The sequence below is a fragment of the Duganella dendranthematis genome (assembly GCF_012849375.1).
GTDB classification, from domain to species: domain Bacteria; phylum Pseudomonadota; class Gammaproteobacteria; order Burkholderiales; family Burkholderiaceae_D; genus Rugamonas; species Rugamonas dendranthematis.
Genome location: NZ_CP051684.1, coordinates 4,401,553 through 4,425,797, shown reverse-complemented (window position 1 = coordinate 4,425,797; position 24,245 = coordinate 4,401,553). Strand labels below are relative to the sequence as shown.

General features: G+C 61.1%; 24 protein-coding genes and 1 tRNA gene. 12 read left to right on the top strand and 13 right to left on the bottom strand.

Features of this window, described 5'->3' with window-relative positions; all coding sequences use genetic code 11:
* The first annotated feature begins 7 nt into the window (after window positions 1–7).
* Window positions 8–490 (top strand): hypothetical protein, encoded by a 483-nt coding sequence (locus HH213_RS20225; protein ID WP_169113428.1) that lies wholly within the window; start codon window positions 8–10, stop codon window positions 488–490.
* A 32-nt stretch (window positions 491–522) separates the two neighbouring features.
* Here the strand turns inward: HH213_RS20225 and chrA are convergent, their stop codons facing one another.
* A complete protein-coding gene (gene chrA, locus HH213_RS20220; protein ID WP_169113427.1) occupies window positions 523–1,755 on the bottom strand; it encodes a chromate efflux transporter in 1,233 nt (410 codons plus the stop codon).
* 192 nt (window positions 1,756–1,947) lie between these two features.
* Here chrA and HH213_RS20215 point away from each other — a divergent pair, with 192 nt between their 5' ends.
* Genes HH213_RS20215 through HH213_RS20205 form a run of 3 tightly spaced genes read left to right on the top strand, consistent with a single transcriptional unit; the run spans window position 1,948 to window position 5,161 of the window.
* Window positions 1,948–2,676 (top strand): Crp/Fnr family transcriptional regulator, encoded by a 729-nt coding sequence (locus HH213_RS20215; RefSeq protein WP_110849863.1) that lies wholly within the window; start codon window positions 1,948–1,950, stop codon window positions 2,674–2,676.
* Window positions 2,677–2,684: 8 nt separating this feature from the next.
* Entirely contained in the window at window positions 2,685–4,370 is a 1,686-nt protein-coding gene (locus HH213_RS20210; protein WP_229263078.1) for a hybrid sensor histidine kinase/response regulator, read from the top strand.
* Window positions 4,367–5,161 carry a response regulator gene (locus tag HH213_RS20205; protein ID WP_169113425.1) on the top strand — a complete coding sequence of 265 codons (795 nt, stop codon included), beginning with the start codon at window positions 4,367–4,369 and terminating at the stop codon, window positions 5,159–5,161. The genes HH213_RS20210 and HH213_RS20205 overlap by 4 nt, the downstream gene beginning before the upstream one ends.
* Window positions 5,162–5,167: 6 nt before the next feature.
* Here HH213_RS20205 and HH213_RS20200 read toward each other — a convergent pair whose 3' ends face one another.
* On the bottom strand, window positions 5,168–5,722 hold the full coding sequence (locus HH213_RS20200; protein ID WP_169113424.1) for a TetR/AcrR family transcriptional regulator: 555 nt from the start codon (window positions 5,720–5,722) through the stop codon (window positions 5,168–5,170).
* A gap of 118 nt (window positions 5,723–5,840) precedes the next feature.
* Between HH213_RS20200 and HH213_RS20195 the strand changes: the two genes are divergently transcribed.
* The 3 genes from HH213_RS20195 to HH213_RS20185 all read left to right on the top strand — a co-directional run bounded on the left by HH213_RS20195 (window position 5,841) and on the right by HH213_RS20185 (window position 8,157).
* Complete coding sequence (locus HH213_RS20195) at window positions 5,841–6,860, top strand: NADP-dependent oxidoreductase (protein ID WP_169113423.1); 1,020 nt, start codon at window positions 5,841–5,843, stop codon at window positions 6,858–6,860.
* Window positions 6,860–7,273: a hypothetical protein gene (locus HH213_RS20190; protein WP_169113422.1), complete on the top strand. Its 414-nt coding sequence runs from the start codon at window positions 6,860–6,862 to the stop codon at window positions 7,271–7,273. Before HH213_RS20195 ends, HH213_RS20190 begins: the two co-directional genes overlap by 1 nt.
* A gap of 158 nt (window positions 7,274–7,431) precedes the next feature.
* Window positions 7,432–8,157 carry an alpha/beta hydrolase gene (locus HH213_RS20185; RefSeq protein WP_169113421.1) on the top strand — a complete coding sequence of 242 codons (726 nt, stop codon included), beginning with the start codon at window positions 7,432–7,434 and terminating at the stop codon, window positions 8,155–8,157.
* A 4-nt stretch (window positions 8,158–8,161) separates the two neighbouring features.
* Here HH213_RS20185 and HH213_RS20180 read toward each other — a convergent pair whose 3' ends face one another.
* Window positions 8,162–9,142 (bottom strand): quinone oxidoreductase family protein, encoded by a 981-nt coding sequence (locus tag HH213_RS20180; RefSeq protein WP_169113420.1) that lies wholly within the window; start codon window positions 9,140–9,142, stop codon window positions 8,162–8,164.
* A 168-nt stretch (window positions 9,143–9,310) separates the two neighbouring features.
* On the opposite strand from HH213_RS20180, the gene HH213_RS20175 reads away from it, so the two are divergent.
* Entirely contained in the window at window positions 9,311–9,568 is a 258-nt protein-coding gene (locus tag HH213_RS20175) for a hypothetical protein (RefSeq protein ID WP_110849871.1), read from the top strand.
* Window positions 9,569–9,655: 87 nt separating this feature from the next.
* On the opposite strand, the gene HH213_RS30220 is transcribed toward HH213_RS20175, so the two are convergent.
* The 3 genes from HH213_RS30220 to HH213_RS20160 form a co-directional block, all read right to left on the bottom strand.
* Window positions 9,656–10,288 (bottom strand): PEP-CTERM sorting domain-containing protein, encoded by a 633-nt coding sequence (locus tag HH213_RS30220; protein ID WP_169113419.1) that lies wholly within the window; start codon window positions 10,286–10,288, stop codon window positions 9,656–9,658.
* Between the two features lie 170 nt (window positions 10,289–10,458).
* Window positions 10,459–13,227, bottom strand: a complete 2,769-nt coding sequence (locus HH213_RS20165; RefSeq protein WP_169113418.1) for a TonB-dependent receptor — start codon at window positions 13,225–13,227, stop codon at window positions 10,459–10,461.
* Between the two features lie 136 nt (window positions 13,228–13,363).
* On the bottom strand, window positions 13,364–14,533 hold the full coding sequence (locus HH213_RS20160) for an acyltransferase family protein (RefSeq protein WP_229263077.1): 1,170 nt from the start codon (window positions 14,531–14,533) through the stop codon (window positions 13,364–13,366).
* Between the two features lie 178 nt (window positions 14,534–14,711).
* On the opposite strand from HH213_RS20160, the gene HH213_RS20155 reads away from it, so the two are divergent.
* Together HH213_RS20155 and HH213_RS20150 are read left to right on the top strand one after the other, a co-directional pair.
* A tRNA-Lys gene (locus HH213_RS20155) sits at window positions 14,712–14,787 on the top strand.
* 103 nt (window positions 14,788–14,890) lie between these two features.
* Window positions 14,891–15,817: a CE1 family esterase gene (locus HH213_RS20150; protein ID WP_169113417.1), complete on the top strand. Its 927-nt coding sequence runs from the start codon at window positions 14,891–14,893 to the stop codon at window positions 15,815–15,817.
* 3 nt (window positions 15,818–15,820) lie between these two features.
* Here HH213_RS20150 and HH213_RS20145 read toward each other — a convergent pair whose 3' ends face one another.
* Both HH213_RS20145 and HH213_RS20140 read right to left on the bottom strand, forming a co-directional pair.
* The gene (locus HH213_RS20145) at window positions 15,821–16,111 is read right to left on the bottom strand and encodes a hypothetical protein (RefSeq protein WP_110849876.1); all 291 of its coding nucleotides are present in this window, start codon (window positions 16,109–16,111) and stop codon (window positions 15,821–15,823) included.
* Window positions 16,112–16,113: 2 nt separating this feature from the next.
* On the bottom strand, window positions 16,114–18,093 hold the full coding sequence (locus tag HH213_RS20140; protein WP_169113416.1) for a helicase-related protein: 1,980 nt from the start codon (window positions 18,091–18,093) through the stop codon (window positions 16,114–16,116).
* A gap of 122 nt (window positions 18,094–18,215) precedes the next feature.
* On the opposite strand from HH213_RS20140, the gene HH213_RS20135 reads away from it, so the two are divergent.
* Window positions 18,216–18,824, top strand: coding sequence for an IMPACT family protein (locus tag HH213_RS20135; protein WP_169113415.1), 609 nt, complete (start codon window positions 18,216–18,218; stop codon window positions 18,822–18,824).
* A 17-nt stretch (window positions 18,825–18,841) separates the two neighbouring features.
* Here the strand turns inward: HH213_RS20135 and HH213_RS20130 are convergent, their stop codons facing one another.
* From HH213_RS20130 to HH213_RS20110, 5 genes are all read right to left on the bottom strand, one after another.
* Window positions 18,842–20,002: a DUF418 domain-containing protein gene (locus HH213_RS20130; RefSeq protein WP_169113414.1), complete on the bottom strand. Its 1,161-nt coding sequence runs from the start codon at window positions 20,000–20,002 to the stop codon at window positions 18,842–18,844.
* 45 nt (window positions 20,003–20,047) lie between these two features.
* Window positions 20,048–21,592, bottom strand: coding sequence for a methyl-accepting chemotaxis protein (locus tag HH213_RS20125; protein ID WP_169113413.1), 1,545 nt, complete (start codon window positions 21,590–21,592; stop codon window positions 20,048–20,050).
* Window positions 21,593–21,604: 12 nt separating this feature from the next.
* A complete protein-coding gene (locus HH213_RS20120) occupies window positions 21,605–22,393 on the bottom strand; it encodes a transporter (RefSeq protein ID WP_169113412.1) in 789 nt (262 codons plus the stop codon).
* 92 nt (window positions 22,394–22,485) lie between these two features.
* The gene (locus HH213_RS20115) at window positions 22,486–22,629 is read right to left on the bottom strand and encodes a hypothetical protein (protein ID WP_169113411.1); all 144 of its coding nucleotides are present in this window, start codon (window positions 22,627–22,629) and stop codon (window positions 22,486–22,488) included.
* 11 nt (window positions 22,630–22,640) lie between these two features.
* Window positions 22,641–22,832, bottom strand: coding sequence for a hypothetical protein (locus HH213_RS20110; RefSeq protein ID WP_110849882.1), 192 nt, complete (start codon window positions 22,830–22,832; stop codon window positions 22,641–22,643).
* 160 nt (window positions 22,833–22,992) lie between these two features.
* Here HH213_RS20110 and HH213_RS20105 point away from each other — a divergent pair, with 160 nt between their 5' ends.
* Window positions 22,993–24,240 carry an efflux RND transporter periplasmic adaptor subunit gene (locus HH213_RS20105; protein ID WP_169113410.1) on the top strand — a complete coding sequence of 416 codons (1,248 nt, stop codon included), beginning with the start codon at window positions 22,993–22,995 and terminating at the stop codon, window positions 24,238–24,240.
* Window positions 24,241–24,245 lie beyond the last annotated feature (5 nt).

The window sequence follows — 24,245 nt, the reverse complement described above, 5'->3', positions numbered from 1 at the left end:
CAAGCTCGTGAGATTACTTTCGACCTCAGAATTCGCGGCACGACTGGCGTCGGCCTACTCGGATACGGAGCTGGCGACGTCCGAACTGCTGTTTGACGGCAAGCCTACCGGGCTGATCGTGACCGGAACGGTGCTGGAAGCAGCCCTGGAATGGCAAGGTTGTCGCATCGCCTTCCTCACCGATGACATTCCCTTCGAAGACATGCTGCGGATTTATATGTTCGACGCCAATATGACATTAGTCGATGCGGCAGTGCTCGGCGCGATGTACTCCACCGGCACGTTTGCGGAGCTAAGCCTGCAGCCACCGGATGCGCTTACGTTTCGCTTCTTCGGTGGCGCCGTCTGGCGCATGGTGCTGCTTGCCGAGCGGGAATTTTGCCTTCCCTTCCTTTCCGATCCGAGCGGCGTGAGCCGAAAGTTCAAATTCTTCAGGCACTTCCGGATCGAAGGCAAGCCGCAGCCTGACGGCGTGCGGGCGTCTCAATGATGTGACGTGGCATGCTCATGGCAATTACAACGCTACGCGCCGATCAGCCACCCCACTACGCTACCGCCGGCCACCACCAGCCAGGGCGGCAGCTTCCAGAACATCAGGGCCACGAGCGCCAGCACCGCCATGGCGACATCCGGTGGGGCATCGATGGCGCTGGTCCAGACCGGGTGATAGAGCGCCGCCAGCAGCAACCCCACAACGGCTGCATTAACGCCCATCAGCGCCGCTTGCATGCGCAGGTTGCGACGCAGACGCTCCCAGAATGGCAGGGCCCCGGCGATCAACAGGAAGGATGGCGCGAAGATCGCCAGCAGGCATAGCATGCCACCGATCCAGCCGGACGGCGCGCGGCTCATGGAAGCGCCCAGGAAGGCGGCAAACGTGAACAGCGGCCCCGGCATGGCTTGCGTAGCCCCATAACCGGCCAGGAAGGCATCGTTGCTGACCCAGCCCGGCGGCACGACCGCCGCCTGCAGCAACGGCAGCACCACATGGCCGCCGCCAAAGACCAGGGCGCCGGCCCGGTAGAACGCGTTGATGTCGGCGATGGCCTGATGCCGCAGCAGCGCGCCCAACATCGGCAAGCCCGCCAACAGGATGAAAAACAAACTCAGCCAAATCACGCCTGCGCGACGGCTGACCGTGATCGGGAGCGGATCATGATCCAGGACATGTCCCGGCCTGAGCCAAAGCACGCCGAGCATGCCGGCGGCGGCGATGATGCAGACCTGCCCGCCCGCCGACGGGAACAGCAAGGCGACACCCGCGGCAATCGCCATCATCAAGAGCCAAACCGTGCCGGCATATAAATTTTTCGCCATGCCCCACACCGCTTGCGCCACCACCGCGACCGCCACCACCTTGAGCCCGTGCAGCACGCCAGCGGGAATCGCCGAGGCATGGCGGGACAGGCCCAACGCGAAGACGATCAGCGCGCCGGCCGACGGCAACGTAAATCCAGCCCATGCGGCCAGGGCCCCCGCGTAGCCTTGGCGTAAAAGTCCTAACGCCATACCGACCTGGCTGCTGGCAGGCCCAGGCAAGAACTGGCACAACGCGACCAGGTCAACATAGCTTCGCTCGCCAAGCCAGCGGCGCCGGGTCACGAACTCATCGCGAAAGTAGCCGAGGTGCGCAACCGGTCCTCCGAAGGACGTCAGGCCAAGCCGCAGGAACACGAGGAAAATGCCCCAGACGCTTTCTGGCCGGCCACCATCCTCCGCCGCCGAAGAAGCAGGCGCCACATGCTTAGCCCTCATCAAAAGCCCCCTCAAAAACCGGAAGCGCCAATTCTGACACACACACGCCAGGCAGCGGGCTACCACGCCCACGCCATGCCAGCCGCGCAGCGGGGACGATGGCATACCGCAATGTGTGTTACCCTGAACGACGGCCATCGTTTGCCGTCTTCGCCGCCCGCCTAGTTGACGACTGGAATAACCAATATCTCCATGCGTCTCAACAACCCCAATCAAAACCATCTGCTGGCCGCTCTGCTCGACGCCGAGTTCGACCGCATTTCGCCGTACCTCGAACCGATCATGATGCGCCTCGGCGATGTGCTGTATGAGTCGGGCGGCGTGCTCAATCATGTGTATTTCCCGACCTCCGCCATCGTCTCGCTGCATTATGTGCTGGAGAATGGCAGTTCGTCGGAAATCGCCGGCGTCGGCAACGAGGGCATCCTCGGCATCTCGCTGTTCATGGGCGGCAACACCACGCCGAGCCGCGCGGTGGTGCAGACGGCCGGCCACGGCTACCGCCTCAAGTCGCACATCCTGATGGAAGAATTCAACCGCGCCGGGCCGGTGATGCGCCTGCTGCTGCGCTACACGCAAGCGTTGATCACACAGATGTCGCAAACGGCGATCTGCAACCGCCATCACACGCTGGACCAGCAGTTGTGCCGCTGGCTGCTGCAAACGCTGGACCGTCTGCCGACCAATGAGTTGACCATGACGCAGGAACTGATTTCCAACATGCTCGGCGTGCGGCGCGAAGGTGTGACGGTGGCGGCCGGTCGCTTGCAGACGCAGGGATACATCAGTTGCAGACGCGGCCACATCTCGGTCATCGACCGGGTCGGTCTGGAAAAAGACGTCTGCGAGTGCTACGACGTCGTTAAAAAAGAATTTGCGCGGCTGATGTCAGACGTGCGCCAACGCCAGGGCGTCAAATGAAAACCGTAATGCTCCCAGAAGGTAATGCGCTCAAGGCCGATGCCTTGCAACTGGCGATTCATAACAGCGCAACGTTCTCCAGCATCGCCACCGATGCGCAGGGCGTGATCCAGATCTTCAACGTCGGCGCCGAACGCATGCTGGGCTATAGCGCGGCGGAAGTCGTGAACAAGATCACACCGGCCGGCATCTCGGACGCCCAGGAAATCGTCGCGCGCGCGGCCGCGCTCAGCCTGGAAGCGGGCATGACGATTCAGCCCGGCTTCGAGGCGCTGGTGTTCAAGGCCTCGCGCGGGATCGAGGATATCTATGAGCTGACGTATATCCGTAAAGATGGCAGCCGCTTCCCCGCCATCGTCTCCGTCAGCCCGTTGCGCGACGCGCATGAAAAAATCATCGGCTATCTGCTGATGGGCACGGACAACACGGCGCGCAAGCAGGTGGAAGCCGAGCAATCCAAGCTGGACCAGCGCCTGCGCGAACAGCAGCTGGCGCTACAGGAAACCAATGTGGCGCTGGAGGCGGCGCGCGCGGCAGCCGAGAAAGCCAATCACGCCAAGTCCGATTTCCTGTCGAGCATGAGCCATGAGTTGCGCACGCCGCTCAACGCGGTGCTGGGTTTTGCGCAGTTGCTGGCCTCCGAGAAGCCGCCACCGACTGTGTCGCAACAGCGGTCGCTGGACCAGATTCTCAAGGGCGGCTGGTATCTGCTGCAACTGATTAACGAGATTCTCGATCTGGCCATGATCGAATCCGGCAAGGTCACCATGTCGCAGGAATCCATGGGCCTGACGGAAGTGTTCAAGGATTGCCAGGCGATGATCGGTCCGCTGGCCGACAAGCGCGGCATTCACCTGGTGTTCCCGAAATTAAGCCGGCGCTTTTTCGTGCATGCGGACCGCACGCGCGTAAAACAGGTGATGATTAATCTGCTGTCCAACGCCGTCAAGTACAACCGCCGCGGCGGCATGGTGGCAGTGGCGTGCGAAGAAGGCAGCCCCGGCATGGTGCGCATCAGCGTGACCGACAACGGCGCCGGCCTGGCACCCGATCAGGTCGATAAATTATTCCAGCCGTTCAACCGGCTGGGGCAGGAAGACGGCGCCGAGGAAGGCACCGGCATCGGCCTGGTGGTGACCCGGCAATTGACCGAACTGATGGGCGGCTCGATCGGCGTCCACAGTGATCTGGGCGTGGGCACGACATTCTGGGTGGAGCTGGTTGCCAGCGACGAGCCGGTGCTGGAACCGGCGCACCTGGACGAATTGCTGCCGTCGGATACGGCGGACGCCGCGTCGTTGGCGACCTTGCTATACATCGAAGACAACCCGGCCAATCTGGCGCTGGTTGAGCAACTGGTGCTGCGCCGCAGCGACCTCAAACTGCTGACCGCGATCGATGGCCAGACCGGCATCCAGTTGGCGCAAACCTACCAGCCGGATCTGATTTTAATGGACATCAATCTGCCGGGTATCAGCGGCTACGGTTGTCTGAAAATCCTGCAGGACGATCCTGAGATGGCGCATATTCCGGTGCTGGCCTTGTCGGCCAACGCCATGCCGCGCGACATCGAAAAAGGGCTGGAGGCTGGCTTCTTCCGCTATCTGACCAAGCCGATCAATGTCGTCGAGTTCATGAACGCGCTGGACCAGGCCCTTGAATTTGCAGCAGAACACACTGGAATGCCATCATGATTGAATCACCCGACATACTCCGTGCCAGCGTCCTGATCGTTGACGACCAGGAGGCCAATGTCATGCTGCTGGAACAAATGCTGAGCAACGCCGGCTACACCAACGTCAGCAGCACCATGGACCCGTTTGCCGTTTGCGAACTGCATCGCACTCATCGGTACGATCTGATATTGCTGGATCTGCAGATGCCGGGCATGGATGGCTTTGCAGTACTGGAAGCGCTCAAGGAAGTCGAGCCGGACGGCTATGTGCCGGTGCTGGTGGTCACTGCCCAGCCCGGCCATAAGCTGCGCGCGCTACAAGCCGGCGCGCGCGACTTTGTCAGCAAGCCGTTCGAGCTGATCGAAGTAGAGACGCGCATCCACAATATGCTGGAAGTACGCCTGCTGCATCGCCATCTGGAAAAGATGGTCGAGGAGCGTACCGCGCAGTTGCGCGCCAGTGAGGCACGCTTTCAACGCTTCGCGGAATTGTCGACGGACTGGTACTGGGAGCAAGATGCCGAGGGCGAGCTCACCAACTGGTCCGGCCCGGTGGCTGACATGGTGGGCATCGGCGGCACCGAGACCGACGGTTGGGATGTCGAGGAACGCGCGCTGTTGCAGTCGAATATCGCGGAGCGCAAGCCTTTCCTGGACTTTGTGTACAGCCGGGCCACGGCAGCGGGCGCAGTGCAGTATCTGCAAGTCAGCGGCGAGCCGATGTTTGACGAAGCCAGCCGCTTCATCGGCTATCGCGGCGTGGGGCGTGACGTCACGGCCATGGCGGCGATGTTCGCGCGTACGGCATAAACCGCCTCAGTCAGCTGGCTGCACCAGGATGGCGCTGGCGATCAGCTGGAACAGCCGGTCCACGCGCGACGCGAACAGCGGCTGATCGTTCAGCCACGCCAATGCGCTGACCAGCGCGAACAAATCTTCCCCATCGATATCCAGCCGCGCCTCGCCCTGGGCCTGCGCACGCGCCAGCAGATGCGAACCCGACGCACGCATCGACACGCATGAGGCGTGAAGCGCCGAGTCCGGCTCAGCGATGGCGACCGTCATCGCTGAGATAACGCCGCGATGGCTGTGCGTGAGGGTGACCATTTCGCGCAGCCACAACACCAGCGCATTGCCGGTGGACGCTACCTTTTCAAGCTCGCCGGCCTTCGCCGTCAGTTGATCAAAACTCTTGCGCAGCAATGCGTCCAGCAAGGCTTCCCGCGACGGGAAATGACGGTAGAGCGTGCCAATGCCGACCCCTGCCCTGCGCGCGACTTCACGCATGGAGGCGTCCGCCCCTTGCTCGGCGACGACCTCGCGCCCCACTTCAAACAGATGATCGTAATTTTTTTGGGCGTCAGAACGCATCAGATAACTTGACAAGCGGAGCCATGCTCCGTATATTTGAAACACAAACGGAGCACCGCTCCACATTATCGGAGCTTTGCTCCGGTACTCATTATCAATTCTCGCAAAAGGAAAAGCAATGTCAAACACGACGATGAAAGCAGTTCGACAACATGCCTTCGGCGGTCCCGAGGTGTTGCAGTATGAAGAAGCGCCGATGCCCGAACTCAATCCGGGCGAAGTGCTGGTGCGGGTGCATGCGGTCGGCGTGAACCCGCCGGACTGGTATCTGCGCGATGGCTACAAGATGCTGCCGCCGGAATGGCAGCCGCCGGTGTCGTTTCCTTTGATACTGGGTACGGACATATCGGGCGTCATTGCTGCGGTGGCGGATGATGTAACCGGCTTCGCCGTCGGCGACGAAGTGTTTGCCATGGTGCGCTTCCCCACCGGTCTGGCGGGCGGCAGCCGCGCCTATGCCGAATACGTCAGCGTGCCGGCAGAAGAAGTGGCGCGCAAGCCGGCCGGCGTCGACCATGTGCAGGCCGCCGCCGCGCCGATGTCGCTGCTGACCGCTTGGCAATTCATGATTGAGCTTGGCCACGATGTGCAGAATCCTTTGCAGCCGAATCGCCATGAGCCGGTTCCGCTTGAAGGCAAGACCGTCCTCGTCAACGGCGCGGCCGGTGGCGTCGGCCACTTCGCGGTGCAACTGGCGAAGTGGCGCGGCGCCCGTGTGATTGCGGTGGCCTCGGGCGAACACACGGCAATGCTGCGGGATCTCGGCGCGGACCAGATCATCGACTACACCCAGACTGCCGCCGAGGATGTCGTGCGCGATATCGACCTGGTCATCGACGCGGTGGGTGGTCCTACTTCGGGCCGCTTCCTACGTACGCTGAAGCGTGGCGGCGCGTTGTTCCCTGTATTCCCGCTGGGCTTCTCCGGTAGCGACGAGGCTGAGAAGCTGGGCGTGACGGTGTCGTCGACGCAAGTGCGCTCCAGCGGTGCGCAACTCGCAGAACTCGCGCGGATGCTGGATGCCGGAACGATTCGTGCCGTCATCGACAGCACCTATCCGCTGGCCGAAGCACGCAAGGCCCACGAGCGTGCGGCCGTCGGCCACATTCGCGGCAAGATCGTCCTCACGGTGGCGTGATGGATACGACACCTCACGGCACAACGCAGTGGTTCGAGATGGTGGGCAAGGTGCTAGTGGACGCCGCCATGCAGGCCGGACTTCCACCGGCGTGCAATATTCGCCTGGTGGAGCGCTACATTGACGGTATCGAACTGAGTCCAGGGCTGGTCCAGGGCCTGCGCTTTGACATCACCAATGGCAAGCCAGCCTTCCAGCTAGGCGCCGGGCACGAGGAGCGAGGCGACATCACGGTCGAGGTAACGAAAGCAGCCTCGCACACGCTCAACACCTTGCGGAGTGACGACCCGCGCTTCCGCGCCGCGTTCATAAATTTGCAGTCCGCCGGCGAGTTGAAGATTGACGGCGACCTATCGCAACTAGGCGACTGGTTCAGCGCAGTGCATGACCGGATAGTGGATCGAACAAACTAGCAGAGAAAGATGCTATTCTTGCAATCCATAGATTATCGGTCCTCAAGGAAAATATGCGTCAACTACTTACCTGCTTACTTCTCATTGCTTTAGCCGGCTGCTCCACGGTCGACGTAACGTCCAAGCAATTCATCCCCAGAGACGCAGGGAAGCTGTCAATGTTGAAGAAGACGGCGCCGGAGTACCAGATTGACAACATCGAATTCAAGCACCCGGACGGCGCCATCAGCCGGGGCATCTTCGTGCATAAGCCGGACGCGCAATTCACGGTGCTGTACTTCATGGGCTCCGGCGTTCGGATTGATGTGAATGGCGCATTCATCGCCAAGCCGTTTGTCGAGATGAACGCCAATTTCATCAGCTACGACTATCACGATTTTGGCCGCAGCGATGCGCCCGAATCTGCATTTGGCCTACCAGAACTGAACGCGGAAACCCTTGCCCTGTATGACCATGTGCGGGCAACGACAAGCGGAAAACTCGTCGTCCACGGCCATTCGTTTGGCAGTTTTGTCGCCGCCACACTAGCGAAACAGCGGCATCTGGACGCGCTCGTGCTGGAAGGCACCGGCACCAGCGCGCAAGCGTATGCGGACAATATGGTGCCCTGGTACGGCAAGCCCTTCGTGCGCATCAAGCTGGACCAGGAACTGCTGTCGATCGACAACCGCGCCGCACTGCGGACGTATCAGGACCCGGTGTTCATCATCAACGGCGTCAACGACGTCCAGACACCGCTTGCCACCTCCCGCGAACTATTCGACAGTTTGAATAATCAGCACAAACGGTTTGAAGCAGTTCAAGAAGCAGGCCATATGAACGCCATGACGAAACCGGAAACCCGGCGTGCCTATCAATCGTTTATCGGCGGCGTTTATAACTAATTCATCACCTTGCGTCGTCCGGGATCAGCAATAGCTTGCCAACGCTGGCGCGACCAGCGATAGCGTCGTGCGCATGCGCCGCATCGGAGAGCTTGTATTCGCCGCCGATGCGCACTTTGAGTGTTCCGTCCGCCACCCAGCTGAACAAACGTGCGGCACGTTCGCGCAGCAGTTCCGATGTGGCGATGTGGTCGCGGTAGACGCCGTAGCCGAGTTTGATGCTCTTGGGTAGACTCATGATATTCAGATCCTTTGGACCGCCCAGCACCGGGCCGTACCAGCAGAAGGTGCCGCTGCGACGCAATGCGTCCAGCGAGCCCTGGAAGGTTGCCGGACCCGAGCCGTCATACACCACATGCACGCCTTCCCCACCGGTGAGGCGCAGGACTTCCGCAGCAAACGCACCCTCGGCATCCACAATCACGTGATCGGCGCCAGCCTCTTTTGCCGCCACCACCTTGTCGGCCGACGACACGCGTCCGATGACCTTGCCGCCACGCTGCTTGATGATCTGCGTCAGCAACAATCCAACGCCACCCGCCGCCGCGTGGACCAGCGCGACATCGCCAGGCTGGACGGGATAGAAATCCGTGGCGAAGTGGCTGGCGGTCAGCCCCTGCATCATGATGGCAGCCGCCGTGCGATCGTCAATGACCTCGGGGACATGCACCAGCGCATCAGCCGGGATCGCCGCCATCTCCGCGTAACTGCCTGGCGCGTAGACCCACGCGACACGCTGGCCTGGCTCAAAGCCGGTCACACCCTCGCCCACCGCCACCACCCGCCCCGCGCCCTCTACGCCCATACCACGCGGGAACGGCATCTCGTTCCACGCCATGCCCTGACGAACGCCAACATCCATGAAATTCACGCCCGCCACATTAACGCGCACCAGCACTTCCCCACGGCCGGCTGACGGCGCCGGCCGCTCGACATACTCCAGCACCTCGGAGCCGCCTAAACGGTTATACACAATCGCTTTCACTTTTTATTCCTCGCTCAAATTATGGACTGATTAGTCAATATTTGGCCGAGTGTATTTGTTTTGGATCAATCAGTCAATAATGACTGCGTGCGCAGTTAACGGCTATTCCCAGCTGGGCGGCTGAAACGGCTACAATGGCGCCATCTTTCATCAACAGAAAACCGCACCATGACTTACGAAGAGTTCCTAGACGAGATAGCAACATTGCTCACCGAGATGTACGACCTGACCGATGAAGCTGCGATCAAGCTGGTGGTCGATGCGCAAGATAACGATTACTTTGTCGTGCATGATGACAAGGAGGAGCTGCGTACCGTCGCCCAAGCCAAGCTGGACGCCGCCGCCCTCTACGAAGCCAAACAGAACAAGAATCAAACCCAGCGCAAGCAGCAGCAACGCCAGGTACAAAAGAAAAAGGCCCCTTGATCGGGGCCGCCAGAAACGCGCCCACAAGCTGGCCGCGCGATCTGGCATCACCATAAAAAACGCCAGCATCAGCTGGCGTTTTCTACATCAGGCTTTGCGGCGCCGGGCTACGTAGCCCATCAGCGCGAGTCCGCCAAGCATCATGGCGTAGGTGGATGGTTCCGGCACCGGTGCGGTATAGAAGGCCACGTTCGAGAACGTCGGCACGCTGTTGGCATTGCCAGCGTTGTTGAGCCATTGAATCAGCCAGTCGCCGGTCACCGTTTGCCCCGCGCCGACCGTCAGATGGTCGAACAGGAAGCTGCCGACATTATTCCCGGCGTGGAACGACAGCACCAGGTCGAACACGGTGTTGACGTTGCGGCTGTTGGTGATCGACCAAGTGCCGTTCGTGCCGCTCTGCGCTTGCGCCAGGGAGAACGTCAATTGGTCGCCCAGCACCTTGTCGCTGAACACCATGTTGTTGCTGGTCTCAACCGTGCCAGCCAGCACCCAGTCGCTCGCCGCGACACCGGTAGTGCCGAAGAACTGGCTGGCAAAGCCGGCCGTCGAATTGACGGGATTGATCTGCGAGCCTTGAACCAAAGCGAATTGGTCCGCGCTGTGATGCGTCAACGTGACGTCGTTCGCGCTGGAAGCGCCCGGGCCAGGATTGGCGGCATGGGCAACAGTGGCGGCAAACAATGAGCTGATCAGTACGGCTTTGAGAATGGTGTGCATTTTGGGTCTCCGGGCGCCTGGCTAGGAATTTCCAAGGAAACAATATAATTTCCTCGATGAAATCAAGATAACACTCGGCATGAAGAAATGCAAGAAATACACTGATTAGTGTCGAAATGGAATGAAAAAGACGCCAGCTTTACAACAGCAAGCTGGCGTCTTTGCAGCCGTTAGAACGCCGCCCGCAGGCCGATGCTGACGCGGCGGCCGACATCTTCCAGCGTCAGGAACTGACTCTCGTTGAGCGCATATTCATGCGTGCGCGCGTTGTTGAGGTTGATGGCGTCGGCGTACAGCGACAAGGTCGGCGTCAGGTTGTAGCGCAGGCTGGCGTCGGTCTGGCCATAGGCGGCGCGGGTGCGTGGCTGGGTGCTGCCGCCACCGCAATCGACCGAGAAGTGGTTGCGCCAGTTGTAACTCACGCGCGCCTGGAACTTGCTGTTCTCGTAGAACAGCGAACCGTTGTACGACTGCGGCGACAAGCCTGGATAACCGCACGCCGGCGTACTGCTGTCCACCTCGCGGCTGGCGCTGGCGTCCACATACGTATAGTTGGCCGTCACGCCGAAGCCGCGCAACCACGGAATCGCGGTGTCGAACGCATACTGGCCGGCGATCTCCACGCCCTTGATCCTGCCCTTCTGGCCGTTGCGCACGCGGGTGTCGTGGACGATTTCGTCAAACTGCGGAATCTTCATGTCCACCAGCCGCGTTTCCAGAAAGTCCGACACGTATTTCTGGAACACCGCCGCGCTGACGTAGTTGGTTTTCGACAGATACCATTCCCACGACACATCGTAGTTATTGGACTTCATCGGCTTCAGGTAAGGATTGCCGCCGCCGGTCTGCACATCGCCGAAGCGGCCGCCGTAGTAGTTGTCCACGCCCATCTGGTTCAGCGTCGGCCGCGTCTCGGTCTTGGAGGCGGCCAGGCGCAGCAACATCTCCGGGGTCAGGTCGAACTTCAGGTTGGCCGACGGCAGCACGCTGTTGTAGCTGTTGTCGACTGTGGTGGTGGTCATCGGTCCCCAGTTGGAAATGAAGGTGGTGTCGTTCGGGCTCTTGGTGGCCGACAGCAGCACACGGCTGATACCGGTCGAGCTCGACTGCACATGCACCACGCGCACGCCGGCATTGGCCGACCAGCCCGCGCCTTCCCACTTGCTGTCGACGAAGAAGTTGGAGACTTTCTCCTTCACGCCCCACATCGACGGCAAGGTATAGTCGATCGCCATCGGGCCATTGGGGTACTTGGTGGTGTCCAGGTACAGCGCCGGGTCGTTGGACTGCGCCAGGATCGAGCGCTGGTTCAGGTAGTTCATGTACGCATACGGATCGAAGCTCAGGTAGGCGCTCGGCACCTGCGCGCCGTTGCCCATGAAGTTATCCATCGGCGTCACCGTGAACAGCGACGACGGCAGCGGCAGATGGTAACCGCTGAAGGTATTCCACGCATCGTTCTTCCACTCGGTACGGTCGACGCTGCGCTGGGAATAGCCAAGGCCGGTATCGATGCCCTTGAAGTAGCCAATCTCATGGCTCCAGTTCAGGCCCAGCCGACCTTCCGACAATTTGTCGTGGTTGCGGATGTCGCCATTCGAGACGGCGTGCGCACGCACTGCGGTCGGATCGTCAATGCCGTCGCCGAACACCACCGACGGCGTGCCGCCAAAGCTCAGTACGTCGCCATTCTTCGGCACCATGCCGGCCACCACCCACATATCCGGCGAGTACGAGGTGGTGCGCGAGGTCGACACATCGCCCTCCAGCTTCCACTCCGGCGCCAGCGCCCACTTGGAATTCAGGCCGAACGCGCGCGTGATCGACAGCCGGTCGCCGCCTTTAACGATCATGTCGTTGGAGTTGGCCTCGCCCAGCAGGCTTCCGGGACCGGACAGCGCCGGATTGTTGGCGTAAAACGTCGCGCCCGGACGCAGGAAGCTGGTGACCTGGTTATTCTGATTCACCTGCGCCCCCAGCAGTTGCGGGTTGATCCAGTCGCTGAAGGCGATCACGTCGTTGCGCTGGTCCAGCCGCGAGTACAGCGCGTCGGCAGTCATCTTCCACGTCGGCGACGGGTTGTATTGCACGGTCAGATTGCCGACCAGGCGCTTGCGGCTTTCGTTTTCCTGCTGGTAGCCGAAGCTCTGCGGCAGGTAGAGTTTTTTGGTGGTGACGTCGGCCATGGTCAGGCCCTTGGAATTGAGGTCGCCGTTGATCAGCGAGACGTCTCGGTAATTCCACGCATCGGTAATCGCCTTGTTCTGCTTGGAGGCGCGGTCGGTGTACGACAGCGAGGTCGTCACGCCGAAGTTGCGCTCGGCGTTGGCGAACGAGTACATGCCGCTGATGTTGGGCGTTTTCCTCTCCGAGTTGGAGTCATACGATTCCGACACGTTGACCACCGACGTGTGCCCGACCTTGCCGGACAAGGGCCGCGCAGTCTGGATATCCACCGTGGAGCCGATGCCGCCCTCGGGCAGGAACGGTTGCGAGGTCTTGTACACCAGCGCCTTCGAAATCAGGTCGGACGACAGCAGGTCGAACGAGAACTCGCGGCCGCCGGTATCGCTGGTCAGCGTGCGGCCGTTGACCAGCACGTTGTTGAATTCCGGCCCCAGCCCGCGCACGGAGATGTAACGCCCTTCCCCGCCGTTGCGTTGGATCTGCACGCCGGTGACGCGCTGCAGCGATTCGGCGATATTGGTATCGGGGAATTTGCCGGCGTCCTCGGCGGACACGGCGTCGACCACGCCATCCTGCATGCGCTTGGTGTTGAGCGAGGAGCTAAGCGAAGCACGGATGCCGCTGACCACCACTGTCGGACCGGTGTCGGCAGTTTGGTCGGTGGTTTGCGCCTGGGCGCTGAGGGAAAACAGCAGGTCGGCAATGAGCGCGGCCAGCACGGTTTGACGCAGAGTTGCGTGAGGTATAGCCATGATGTTGTCTCCATTTTGTAAGTTTTATGAATGACATCTGTGTAGCCGGTCTGATCTTACGCCCGACATAACCATGTCAATCTATTACTTCTTTACGAAATGGCATTCCAAAATGGTATAACTCAGCAACCTCCTCTTAGCGCAACGACACGCCGTTAGTGCGCACAGGCAACGGCCGTGGCATATGCACATCACGCACCGCCAGTTGCTCACCCAACGCATTGATCATGCGGCTCAGCGGCGTTTCCACCCAGCGATGGAAAGCCGCGCCGGCCATCAGACTGGCAGCCCACGCCACCAGCATGCCCAGCAGCTGCCATGCCGGTTCAGCCGGCGCGAAGCGGGTGAAGGCGGCGTTCACCAGCAGACACACCGGGAAGTGAATCAGGAAGACCGAGTACGAGATCTTGCCCATGCCGTGGACCACGCTCCATGCGCGACCCTGGTCGGTGCTCTTGACGCGGCCAAACAGGAACAGCGCGCACGCCACCACGGCCGCCAGCGCGATGCGGCTGCGGAACTCCAGCGCCAGACCGGCCACGGCCGGCAACAGCGCCATCATCATCAACATTACCGCCACGCCCGGCTTGCGGCGCGGATCGCTGGCCCACCACGCCATGATGCCGAGACCGTAGCTGCCGAAGAAGTACGGCGCCCAGTTGTCCCAATCGGCATCCAGATTAAAGTACAGCAGCGATAGCGTGACGCCCGCTGCGGCGGCCATCGGCATCAGCCAGGTCACCGGCCGCCGGCCCTCGACGATGCCGCCGACCCACAGCGCCAGCACCAGCAAGGCGTACAACTGGAAGTCGATGGCCACATACCAGGCCCCGGCCGACACCGACGCGTAGCCCAGCACACCGTGCAGCAGCAGCGCATGCGCGGCCAGCTGGCTCAGCGTGGCGGGGGCGGAAATCGAATCGTGGGTCATCCATTCCGCCGCCCACGACGAGGCCACGGCGGCGATCAGCGTCGCAGCGAAAAATGCCGGCGCCAGTTTGGTGTAGCGGCGCCAGATGGCGCGCAGCGGCTGACCATAGCCGGCGTGGCCGGACGGCGCTAGCGATTTGGCCGCAAGAAAGCCGCCGATGACCAGGAATACCTGGACGGCAATGCGGGCGCTGCCGCCGAGCCAGTCGATCAGGGCCGGGAAAATGAGACGGACGTGATCGGACATCGGGCCATAAAACGCCAGATGGTGCAGCACGATCAATTGCGCCGCCCCGGCTTTCAACAGATTAATCAAGCCAAACTGCGACGGGGCCGGCTTCACCGGGCCAGGCATCGGGTCTGTAACTACATTCATTCGTATTCCTTGCTGTCAACTTGCTGATAAATTCAGCTTATTTTTATAGCAGGCCGATATGATAGCCGAGGTTGACCGATCAGTGTCGCCCGAAACAATTCAGCAACTAATGATTAACCTGCCAACATTCCACTGTTGCTTGAACTTTCGCGCGCCAGCCGGTACAATGCTGGCCCTTGGGTCGTTAGCTCAGCTGGTAGAGCAGCGGACTTTTAATCCGTTGGTCGCAGGTTCGAATCCCGCACGGCCTACCAAGATTCATCAAAAAAGCCCACGAATTTCGGTTCGTGGGCTTTTTTGTTTGCAGCTGTTCAAATGTCGGTGATAATTTCCGCCACTGATAAAAAAAGGAAGCGGATGGATAGCGATATCGGCGTTGACGAGCATAGCAACCCGGCCAGCTTGGTGCCGATGTCCGCGACACTCGACCGGCCGGAAGGCACCCGCCGTTATCTGGTGGTGACTCCGCCCGCGGGAACGCCGGGCGGACGTGGGCTGATCGTCGTGCTGCATGGTGCCGGCGCATCGGCTGAGCAGGTACTGGGGCTGGCGTTTCCTCCGTCACCGCTGTCGCTATGGCTGAACATTGCGGCGCGTGAGCAGTTGGTGGTAATCGCGCCGGATGCCGGCAACGGCGGCTGGAGCGACTGCTTTGCGTCGGACGAGCGCGTGGCGCGCAAAAATGATGTGGCCTTCATCGACGCCCTCATTGAGCACGCGATCAACCACCACCATGTCGATCCGACCCGCGTCTACCTGATCGGCGTGTCGCGCGGCGGCTGGATGGCGTACGCTGCCGCCATCGCACTCCCGCACAAGCTGGCGGCGTTCTCAGTCATACTGGCCGGGATGCCGCCGCCCGGACGCATCACCATGCCCAGCACGCCGCTGCCGGCGCTGATCTTTGGCTGCACGGCCGACCCGCTGATCCGCTATCACGGCGGCAAACCCTGGTATGCATTCGGCTTTGCCGAGCCGGTACGAAGCATCGAAGAGAGCGTGCAGGTGTGGCGCGAACTGGCCGGTCTGCCGGATACGCCGGTAGTGGTCAAACTTCCGGTCGGCGACCCGCAAGGCCGCACCAGCGTCACCCGCTACATGTGGGGCGAGGCGGCGGACCACCTCCAGGTCGGTCTGTACCGCATCGACGGCGCCGGTCATGCGGAACCGAGTCGCCTCAAGCGTTATCCACGTTTCATCAACTGGCTAACCGGTCTGCAAAACGCCGATCTGGAAACAGCCGAAGCGGCGTGGGAATTTTTCCGCGAGAAACGCACCAGATAGCATTTAGCGTGATTTCTTGCGCGCCGAGGTGTCGGTGCGCACGTAAAAGCCGGCCGGCTTGTTGGCCACCCAGGCAATAAAAGTCTGGATATCCGGATGCGCGCGCAGCGCTTCCCAGGTGTGGTAGCTGTGCAGCAGCTCGCGTTCGGTGAACACCGAATGGATCTTGCGGTGACATATTTTATGGATCGGAAACTGCTCCTTGCCCTTGAAGGTCTTGGGCACCAGGTGATGGCGGTCGATATTGACCGTCCCCAGCACCCGGCCGCACAAGGGGCAGCGTTCCGCGTCCATGGCTAGCGGCGGAACTTGCGCGGCTGGCGTTTGCGCGCCGCCGAGTTCTGCTCCTGCAAGATCGAATCGACCCGCTCCGACGCTTCGCGCGACAGGCGCTGCGCCAGCTCGGTGTCCGGGAAGTATTCCGGCTGACGATACGCCAGCCACGCGTAAGCCGAATACAAGCGGCACGCGTCTTCCACTTCCTGCAGGTTCATGTAATGCAGCGGCCGGTCGTTGGCAGTCAGCGGCGTGATCTTCTTGTGCGCCAGCGCCTTGGCCCAGGTCTCCCAGGCGTTCTGCAACGATGGCACCTTGGACGAAATCGGCACCAGCGACAGCGCGAATTTCTCGGCCACCGACAGCTGCAAGGTATCGAGCCAGGCCGCGCGCTCGAACTGCTCTTCGGTGATGCGCGGATAGAAGAAGCCGTCCGGCACATCGATGTTGTGGACGAAGCGCTTCAGCAGCTTGGCCAGTCCATGCTCATGCGTGACCGACGAGATGCGGTGCAGATGCTCCAGCGTCGGCGCGACGGCAAAGCCGGTGGCCTTCAGCGGCACCGGCTTCTCGCGCAGCAGCGAGCGCATCACATTGTGGGTCTCGTTGTCGTAACCGGCCACCAGGCCTTCCTCGTGCACGCCGAAGCGGCCGGCGCGGCCGGCGATCTGGCGCGCCAATGCGGCCGGAATCTCTTCCTCTTCGTAACCGTTGTACTTGACGGTGGTGGTCATCACCACGCGCGCGATCGGCATGTTCAGGCCCATGGCGAGGGCGTCGGTGCCGACCACCACGTCGGCTGTGCCTTCGCGGAAGCGCTGGGCTTGCGCGCGCCGCACTTCCGGCGACAGGTTGCCGTACACCGTGGCGACAGACAGGCCCATCTCGGTCACCATATCGCGCCACATCAGCACTTCGCGGCGCGAGAAACAGATCACCGCATCGCCGCGCCGCAGACCGCTCAGCTTGCGTACGGCGTTGGTTTCCATCGTCAGCGGCCCCTTGCGCTTGAGGACGTGGACCTCCAGCTCGCATTCCAGCCGTGCCGCCAGCACCTCGATGGCGCGCCGCGCTTCCGGCGCCCCCACCAGGTAGACGATACGTGCCGGCGCGCCGCAGACGGCGGCGGTCCAGGCGGCGCCGCGGTCGCGGTCGGCCAGCATCTGAATTTCATCGATGACCGCCACGTCGATTGGCGTTTGCGTATCCAGCATCTCCACCGTGCTGGCGACGTGGGTAGCGCCCGGCACCAGCCGCCGCTCCTCGCCCGTCACCAGGCTGACCTTCAGCGGCTTGCCGTGCTGCTCCATTTCCTGCAGGCGTTCATAGTTTTCCAGCGCCAGCAGACGCAGCGGCGCCAGATACACGCCGCTCGGCGCCTTGGCCAGCGCCTCGATCGCCTGGTGAGTCTTGCCGGAATTGGTCGGTCCCAGCACCGCGATGAACTTGCGCTTGATGCGGCGCGCGAGGTCGAACGAAGCCGGATATTCGGCCAGATTGATGCTCTGGCGGGTGCGTTCGGCGTGCTGCTCCTCCATATCGCGCTCGACCGCGTGCTCTAGCCGCAGGCGGATGCGGTCGAACACCATGCCGGCCGGCTCGGAGATCTGCATGTCATTCAGCGCCTGCAGGAACGGTTCGGCGTCCATATCGCAATCGTCGCAGGCGTCGGCCAACTCCTGCACGAAGTCGCTGACGTAGCCGTGCAACTCGGACGCCACTTCCTCGCTGGCGCGTTCCAGCAGCAATCCGGAGCGGGTGTCCTCATCCAGCTTGCGCCATTTGGACGACTTGGCCAGCACACCTTGCGCCGGCACCAGGTCGTAGGCCACGCGCCGGTCGCCGTATTTGACGACGCCGCTGATGCGCAGGAACACCCTGCCCTCGGCCTTGGACAGCGCGATGCCGCGCTCGGTCAGGCCGAGCTGGCGCATCAGGTCATCGTCCTCCGCCGGGTCGCCGTCGGCGGATAAAACGAAGGGGGCGGAGGCTTTTGTCATGGCATATCAGATGGGTGAGCTCGGCCCGGATTATACCGCGCAGGCGCCAGCCACATGGCGCCGCTCTCTGATTTCTGGCACCATACGGCGGTTTTACATCGCGGTCTCGCCAGAAAAATCCCATGCCTCAGACAATCAATATCGCCGTTCATCACGAACTGCTGATTAAAAAAAGCCGCTTTATTGCATGCGTTCAGCCGATGACCGATCGTGCCAGTGCGCAGAAAATCGTCGCGGCATTATGGGAACAGCATCCCGGCGCCGCCCACGTATGCTGGGCATTATTAGCCGGCGGTCAATCGGCGGCAGTGGATGATGGAGAACCGAGCGGCACCGCAGGCCGTCCCATGCTCGATGTATTGCGCCACCAAGATCTGGAAGGCGTATTAGCCACCGTGGTGCGTTATTTCGGCGGCGTTAAATTAGGCGCCGGCGGCCTGGTGCGCGCTTATACCGACAGCGTGGCACAAGCCTTATTAAAGGCCGAGAAAATCGCCATTATCAAACAGCGTTTTCTAATTTGCAGCGCACCGTATGCCATGGAAGGTTTAGTGCGCCGCGAAATTGAAATAGCCGGCGCCGAACTGAATAATGTTCTACATGCCAATGACGTACAGTTTGAATTCAATCTCCCTGACACCACCGCCGACGCGCTCGTTATCCGCTTGAACGAAGCCGGCCATGGACGCATCGTCTGGACCGATCCCGACGATACGCCCTCTGCAAGCTGAATTTTGGTGTCTTCGCGCTAATTCCTGGCATGGCTGCCGAGCCACGTCAGCTTGTGCCACACGGATTCAAGCGGTCCCTGCGAATGCTTGGCCAGCCACCACACGCTGAACTGCCGTTGCACCAGCGCCAGCACGAGGCCGATGGCCAGCGCAAAACTGGCGCCAGTATATTGATACATGCCTAATCCAAAACCATAATAAATCGAGGTGCCGATAATCGATTGCACCACGTAGCTGGTTAAACTCATGCGGCCGAGCGGCGAAAAGAACATCAGGCAGCGCAGCGAATAAAATAGCAGCACAAACACCGATACCAGCACCACCATGAATGCCACATTGGACCACGAGGTAATAATCACCAGCAACGGACGACGCACGGCCTCGCCTACGCCCAATAATTCCGGCCAGGTCTTGAGCGCATAAAATGGAATAAACAGGACTACCGCAATAAGTAGTGCGCGACGCCAGAATAATGGATCGCTAAATAAGCCCTTGCGGCCCGCCAGCATACCCAGCATGAATAAAGCGGGAATCTGGAATATGCGGCCATTTTCCCAACTCCAGCGAATCACGCCGACTTTTCCATTGGTGAGATTGCCGGTCCAAACCTGCAAGGCCGAACCATGGGCGAAATAATCATTGGCCCGACCAAAATAAGCCCACGATGCCGGATCGGGCAATTTCTCATCCGGATTCGGCAAGGCCTGGAATACTTCCCACCATGCATACGGTTGCAGCAATAAAACCACCGCAATAATCGCTACCCAGCGATTACTGAGACGCGCTACGGGTATCAACGTCAATCCCAGCACCGCGTAAATACTCAGGATATCGCCGTGATAAAACATCGAATTGAACAACCCAAACGCCAGCAGCAACACCAGCCGCCAGGCGAAACGGGCGCGGAAGTCCTCGCCACGCCGTTCGCGGTTGTGATACTGAATATAGAAAGTGACGCCGAACAGGAGCGCAAAGATGGCGTAAGACTTGCCGCCGAAGAGGAAAAACAGGCTGTCCCAGATCGCCTTGTCGACCGTTTTCAGCCAGACCGGGAGCCCTGCCGGGGCAAAATAGAAATCGAAATGCTCAATATTGTGTAACAGCATGATCGACACGATGGCAAAGCCACGTAGTGCGTCGATCACATCCAACCTGGAAGTCGTTGTCGTTATAGTCATGCGTCTCCACCAAGGTAAGCAAAATGCCAAGCTTACCTTGTTTTTTTAACTACCCAGACGGAAAACTTTAACGGCGTCGGCCAGGCGGCCTGCTTGTTCCTGCAACGCGCCGGCGGCGGCGGCGGCTTGCTCCACCAGCGCGGCATTCTGCTGCGTAGCGCTGTCGATGGTGCCGATGGCCTGATTGACCTGATCGATGCCCATCTCCTGTTCGCGGCTGGCGGTGGCGATTTCGCCAACAATCGTGGTCACCCGCTGGATGCTGGAGACGATTTCTTCCATCGTTCCGCCGGCCTGACCGACCAGCGCACTGCCCGCCCCCACCTGCGCCGCCGACGCTTCGATCAACTGCCGCACTTCCTTGGCCGCCGCATCCGAGCGCTGCGCCAGGCCGCGCACTTCCGACGCCACCACCGCAAACCCGCGTCCCTGCTCGCCGGCGCGCGCCGCCTCCACTGCCGCGTTCAGCGCCAGGATGTTGGTCTGGAACGCAATCCCCTCGATCACCGCGATGATGTCGACAATCTTCTGCGACGAGGCGTTGATGTTGCCCATGGTGGTCACCACCTGCGCCATCACCTCGCCGCCGCGCGTGGCAACGGCTGCCGCCGACGAGGCCAGCGTGTTGGCTTCTCCCGCATTATTGGAATTCTGCCGCACCGCCGACGTCATCTCTTCCATCGAGGACGCGGTCTCTTCCAGCGAACTGGCTTGCGACTCGGTGCGCGCCGACAGATCCATATTGCCGGCCGCAATCTCGCCGGAAGCCAGCGCAATCGCATCGGTGCCGCCGCGCACTTGGCTGACAATGCCGTGCAGGCTATCGTTCATCTCGCGCAAGGCGCGTTTGAGCTGGCCCGTTTCCGTAACATCCTGCTCCGACACGGCGATCTGCGACGACAAATCGCCCTTGGCCACGCGCGCGGCAAAGTCCACCGCCTCGCCCAGCGGCGTCAGGATCGAGCGCGAAATCATCTGCCCCACCACCAGCGACACCACCACCGCCAGCAAGCCAAAGCCAATGATATGGATGCGCGACTTGACCACCGCTTCATCGCCGACCGCCTTGGTGGCCTCGGAATTTTTCTCGATCAGGTCGCTCAGCGCGGCCATGCTTTTCTCCAGCACGCGGAAGCTGTCCATAAACGCGGGGAATCTGGTTTGCGCGGCCGGCGGATCGGTCAGCGACAGCTCGACCATCTGCTCGGCGCTTTTCAGGTAGCGCTCGACGTCCGGCCGCACCTGGTCCATGGCGCGGCGCACCTCGGCGTCGGTACTGGCGCCGTCCATATCCTTGATCAGCTTGCGGAACAGCGCGATGTGCTCGGCCGTATCCTGGCGCACTTCCTTGATTTCGGCCGGATCGTTCTTGCCAGACGCCAGCCGGGCCGCCAGCACATCGGCGCGCAGCGCATCGTGTGCCTGATCGGCCTGCAATTGATCCTTCATCGCCGAACTATTGGTGCTGATGGCGTCCATCGAACCGTCCAGCACGTGCACCGCGTAATAGCCTACCAGTCCCACCAGACTGACGAACACCAGCGTCGCCAGGTTCATCAACAACAAGCGCTGCTTGATGGTCAATCGCATGAGCTCTCCTGTTTAGAATTTAATGGACAGTCCCACCGTCCAGCTCCAGTCCGGCGTATTCTTGTTGAGGCCGCGAGACAGCGCGGTATCGACCTGCACCAGGTCGGTCAGCAGATAGGCCGCGCCGATATCGAAGGTGGTGACGCTGCCGCCGTGACGGCCCCTGGCGATCTGTGGCGCCGAATATTCGATGAAACTGCGGAAGCGCTCGTTCCACTCCTTGCCGAGCACGATGCCGAAGATACCGCTGCTGTAGCGCGCGCCGTTATCGTCATGCTGCCAGGCGATGCCGGGCATGACGCCGAGGCTGAAGTCCTCCGGCAGTTCCCACTCTGCAGCCAGACGCAGCGAGCCGCCTTTGCCGGTGGCGCGGAAGGCGCTGGAGCCGCTGTCGAGGTCGACGTGGGCCAGCACCCCCATCGACGGCAGTGAGCCCTGCGCATCGGCCACATGCCATTTAACGCCGACCGAGACGTCGGCGTAACCGTTTTCGGTGGCGTGCTGCCCGGTGTTGAGGTCGTCGGTAACGACACGCATGCGGCCATCGGTTTCGATGCGCGCTTCCACCGTATCGCTGAGGCCGAAGCGCAGCAGGGTTGGCGTGGAATAGCTGCGTTCCTTGATGCCGTTGGCCTTGTTGCGGTCCAGCGCGAAACTGGTTTCGAGCTGGAAGCGGCCGGCGCCGACGACGTTACTGGATTCGACGAAATCCGGCCGGTCGGTGACGATCTGGTCTTTCTCATCGGCCTGGGCCAACAGCGGGTATGCCAACAGCAACGTAGCAAGCATCTTGATATGCATGTCTCCTCCACGAGCGAAGCGCGTGGGGTCCACCCTAACACATTGGCATAGATCAATTGTTGGTAAATCCCCACATCGCTTCGGCTGCGGAGCTAGCGCAGGTTGACGTAGGCGACAACAGCGATGGCATAGCTGACAGCGATAACCATGCAGGTAACGCCAATCCACGTCATCATGCGCTCCCGCTGCTTGCGCACCGCGACATACTCGAAAAACGCGTCTAGCAATCTGCTCATGACAGCCTCCATTAGCTAAAGTCGATCAGGTAATGTGCGAAGCCAAACAGCACAGCCGAAGCGGTGGTAAATAGCGTCGATATCACCATAAGTCTGGACGGTTCAGAACGCCCTATCGCTAGAAACGGCAGCAAGGCAATCGGTGCGAAGATGGGGATGGCAATGTGAACGAAGATCCAGGCGATGAATTGAAGGGTATTCATAAGCTCTCCTTTCTCAAAGGTGTCCGTTTCCGGACGGGTGTGAGCGGAGACGGGCAACGTGCGCGCGCGGCGGTGGATGGCCGGATCAGCTTAGCGCCTTGATTTCACTAGCTTTCTCCTTTCGTCAAAGGTATGGCACGGGGCTTGCAATAGAAGAGGCATGGATACCCTCATCACCACCGCCACCCTCTCCCGCCGCAAGCGCAATACCGTGCTGGCGGTCGCCGCCGTACTGGCCACACTCAGCCTCACGGCCTGGGCCATCAATCGCGCCGTCAGCCCCAGCGTCGATGCCGGCGACGTCAGCATCGCCACCGTGCGCGTCGGCAGCATCGCCAACACCATCAACGCCTCCGGCATCGTCATCCCGGTACACGAGGAACTGGTGTCGAGCCCGATCCAGACCCGCGTCGCCAAGGTCCACGCCAAGCTCGGCCAGCAGGTGCAGGCCGGCGAGCTCCTGCTGGAGCTGGACAACCGCACCCTGCTGCTCGCCATCGACGCCCTCAAGGAGCAGCTGGCGCAACAGGAAAACCGCATCGTCGCGTTGACGCTGGAGATGGAGCAAAAGCGCAAACAGCTGACCAGCGCCATCGAACTGCTGCAACTCGACCTGGAAGCCACCCGCGTCCGTCTGGTCCGCTACCAGACGCTGCGCAAGGCCGGCGGCGCTTCCGCCGAAGACCTGCTGACCGCCGAACTCAACGTCAAACGCAACGAGATCCAGCTGCGCCAGACCCGCGAACAACTCGAGGACAACAAGCTCGTCACCAACAGCAATATCGAAGGCGCGCGCCTGCAAAAAAACATCCTGCAAAAGCAGATGCAGGAACAGCAGCAACTGCTGGCGCAAACCCAGGTGCGCGCGCCGTTCGCCGGCATGCTGACCTGGCTGCTGGCTGATGAAGGCGCCAGTGTCGCCACCGGCCAGCTGGTGGCCAAGGTCTCCGAGCTCAACAACTACAAGGTGGAAGCCTCGCTGTCCGACTTCCACGCGCGCGCGCTCAGCGCCGGCCAGAAAGTGCTGGTGGAACAGGGCAACGTCAAGCTCAACGGCGAGGTGCAGACGGTGCTACCGGAAATCCAGAATGGCACCGTCAAGCTGCTGGTCACGCTGGCCGAGCCGCACCACCCCATGCTGCGCAACAAGCTGCGGGTGGAGGTCAACATCGTGACCGAGCAGAAGCAGAACGCGCTGCTGGCTGACAATGGCCCGGCGTTCAACGGCCGCGGCCCGCAGGATATTTTCGTGGTGCGTGACGGCGTCGCCCGTAAGACCACAATCAACATCGGCGCCAGCGATGGCAAGGCCGTGGAAATCCTGTCCGGCATCCGCGCCGGCGACCATCTCATCATTTCAGACACCAGCCGCTACAAGGACCGCGACAGCGTCCGCGTGGCCCAATAAAAAAA

Bases quoted from the DNA above. Each gene is read 5' to 3' on its own strand.
- HH213_RS20115 (WP_169113411.1), bottom strand. From the start codon at position 22,629: ATGAGCAGATTGCTAGACGCGTTTTTCGAGTATGTCGCGGTGCGCAAG.
- HH213_RS20175 (WP_110849871.1), top strand. From the start codon at position 9,311: ATGACTTACGAAGAGTTCCTAGACGAGATAGCAACATTGCTCACCGAG.
- HH213_RS20125 (WP_169113413.1), bottom strand. From the start codon at position 21,592: ATGCGATTGACCATCAAGCAGCGCTTGTTGTTGATGAACCTGGCGACG.
- HH213_RS20145 (WP_110849876.1), bottom strand. From the start codon at position 16,111: ATGGACGCGGAACGCTGCCCCTTGTGCGGCCGGGTGCTGGGGACGGTC.
- HH213_RS20215 (WP_110849863.1), top strand. From the start codon at position 1,948: ATGCGTCTCAACAACCCCAATCAAAACCATCTGCTGGCCGCTCTGCTC.
- HH213_RS20185 (WP_169113421.1), top strand. From the start codon at position 7,432: ATGTTGAAGAAGACGGCGCCGGAGTACCAGATTGACAACATCGAATTC.
- HH213_RS20210 (WP_229263078.1), top strand. From the start codon at position 2,685: ATGCTCCCAGAAGGTAATGCGCTCAAGGCCGATGCCTTGCAACTGGCG.
- HH213_RS20105 (WP_169113410.1), top strand. From the start codon at position 22,993: ATGGATACCCTCATCACCACCGCCACCCTCTCCCGCCGCAAGCGCAAT.
- HH213_RS20110 (WP_110849882.1), bottom strand. From the start codon at position 22,832: ATGAATACCCTTCAATTCATCGCCTGGATCTTCGTTCACATTGCCATC.
- HH213_RS30220 (WP_169113419.1), bottom strand. From the start codon at position 10,288: ATGCACACCATTCTCAAAGCCGTACTGATCAGCTCATTGTTTGCCGCC.
- HH213_RS20165 (WP_169113418.1), bottom strand. From the start codon at position 13,227: ATGGCTATACCTCACGCAACTCTGCGTCAAACCGTGCTGGCCGCGCTC.
- HH213_RS20150 (WP_169113417.1), top strand. From the start codon at position 14,891: ATGGATAGCGATATCGGCGTTGACGAGCATAGCAACCCGGCCAGCTTG.
- HH213_RS20195 (WP_169113423.1), top strand. From the start codon at position 5,841: ATGTCAAACACGACGATGAAAGCAGTTCGACAACATGCCTTCGGCGGT.
- HH213_RS20190 (WP_169113422.1), top strand. From the start codon at position 6,860: ATGGATACGACACCTCACGGCACAACGCAGTGGTTCGAGATGGTGGGC.
- HH213_RS20120 (WP_169113412.1), bottom strand. From the start codon at position 22,393: ATGCATATCAAGATGCTTGCTACGTTGCTGTTGGCATACCCGCTGTTG.
- HH213_RS20135 (WP_169113415.1), top strand. From the start codon at position 18,216: ATGCCTCAGACAATCAATATCGCCGTTCATCACGAACTGCTGATTAAA.
- HH213_RS20140 (WP_169113416.1), bottom strand. From the start codon at position 18,093: ATGACAAAAGCCTCCGCCCCCTTCGTTTTATCCGCCGACGGCGACCCG.
- HH213_RS20130 (WP_169113414.1), bottom strand. From the start codon at position 20,002: ATGACTATAACGACAACGACTTCCAGGTTGGATGTGATCGACGCACTA.
- HH213_RS20160 (WP_229263077.1), bottom strand. From the start codon at position 14,533: ATGAATGTAGTTACAGACCCGATGCCTGGCCCGGTGAAGCCGGCCCCG.
- chrA (WP_169113427.1), bottom strand. From the start codon at position 1,755: ATGAGGGCTAAGCATGTGGCGCCTGCTTCTTCGGCGGCGGAGGATGGT.
- HH213_RS20205 (WP_169113425.1), top strand. From the start codon at position 4,367: ATGATTGAATCACCCGACATACTCCGTGCCAGCGTCCTGATCGTTGAC.
- HH213_RS20200 (WP_169113424.1), bottom strand. From the start codon at position 5,722: ATGCGTTCTGACGCCCAAAAAAATTACGATCATCTGTTTGAAGTGGGG.